The 1,639-nt window shown below is 39.9% G+C and carries 1 protein-coding gene; it reads right to left on the bottom strand.

Features of this window, described 5'->3' with window-relative positions; translation table 11 throughout:
• Nucleotides 1–331: 331 nt before the first annotated feature.
• Complete coding sequence (locus tag WKT11_RS19695; RefSeq protein WP_118248161.1) at nt 332–1,546, bottom strand: IS256 family transposase; 1,215 nt, start codon at nt 1,544–1,546, stop codon at nt 332–334.
• Nucleotides 1,547–1,639: the final 93 nt, after the last annotated feature.

The raw sequence follows: 1,639 nt of genomic DNA, 5'->3' as shown, positions 1-1,639 counted from the left end.
GAGGCTGTAAAAAATCTTGTGTCTTTGGAAAGTGAATCTTTCTGATAAGAAATAGATATGTAAGGTTTTGCTGTCGAATTTATAATTCTGTTGTTGTTGAATCTATCTTTCTATTTACAGTATAACCATCTGATAAGATTTTATACATCCGTTTTGATTTTTTTGCATGACAAATAAGACATTGTATTGATTGCTTTTTTCGTGGGCGCTGCCCACACCCGACCTCTGGAATAGAGTAGGGAAATTCTGGCAATAATACAAATGCCGACGGAATAGAAAGGAAGCGGGAATGGTCAGCTTTGGAGCAAATCCATTCCTGCTTTTCTTTTCTCTACAGATAGTTGGTAAGCCGTTCTCCATACAAGACAATCAACTGATTCAACACCTGATCCCAGTTCCGATATCTCTGTGTCCATTTCCTGACTACGTTTTCGCTGGCAAGATACAGCATCTTTTCCAGTGCTGTATCGCTTGGAAATACACTCTTGGTTTTTGTGACTTTCCGGTATTGACGGTTCAATCCCTCTATGATGTTGGTTGTGTACATAATACGTCTGATATCATTTGAAAACTGGAAAAAGGAACTTACATCTTCCCAATTATTTTCCCAGTTGCTGATAGCATAGGGATATTTCTTTCCCCATTTCTCCTTAATGTTCTCCAGTTCTGATAAAGCTGCTGTTTCATTCGGAGCATTATATACTGCTTTGAAATCTGAGGAAAACTTTTTCAGATCATTATAGTTCACATACTTGAAAGAATTACGCAGCATATGGATGACGCATCTCTGGATCTCTGCCTGCGGATAGACTGCCTGTATAGCTTCTTTAAAGCCAGGAAGCCCATCTACACAGAAGAAAAGTACATCCTTTACTCCACGGTTCTTCAGATCATTGAGCATTCCAAGCCAGAACTTGCTGGTTTCATTGGCTCCTACTGTGATGCTGAGGATATCTTTATACCCTTCCACTGTAACACCGAGAACAACATAAGCAGCACGGCTTAAGATCCTGCCATCCTCCCGGACTTTGTAATGAATACAGTCCATAAAGACAAACGGATAAACCGGATTCAGAGGACGTGACTGCCACTCCTTGACCTGAGGAAGGATCTTATCGGTGATCTTGCTGACCATTTCTGCCGATAATTCAATTCCATAGAGATCCTGAAGCTGGTCATGAATGTCACGTGTACTCATACCACGTGCATATAAAGAGATCACTTTTTCTTCAATTCCAGAAATATCCCTCTGATATTTAGGAATCAGCTTCGGTTCAAACTCCCCATTACGGTCTCTTGGTACATCAATTTGGAATTCACCGTACTGGCTTTTTAAGTTCTTTGTGGAATGACCATTTCTTTTGTTGTCTGTCTGCAGATCTCCCTTATGATTTTTTTCATAACCGAGAGTTGCATCCAACTCTGCCTCCATCAGCTCCTGCAGGATATCTTTGAAACTGTCTTTCAGAAGCGTGTATACATCGGCAACGCTACTAATGTTGTTTTCTGAGATAATCTGTCGAATTTGTTCCTTTGCAACTGCCATAAAAATACTCCTTTTCGATAAGAATTGTCATATCTGAATTCTTACCAAAAAGGAGCCATTTTTTACCGGAAACACAAACTATTTTACACTACC

Source organism: Blautia sp. HCN-1074, from assembly GCF_037890165.1.
Classification (GTDB): domain Bacteria; phylum Bacillota; class Clostridia; order Lachnospirales; family Lachnospiraceae; genus Blautia_A.
This window is presented reverse-complemented; position numbering and strand designations above follow the sequence as displayed.

Coding starts and splice junctions, on each gene's coding strand:
- WKT11_RS19695 (WP_118248161.1), bottom strand. CDS start 1,546: ATGGCAGTTGCAAAGGAACAAATTCGACAGATTATCTCAGAAAACAAC.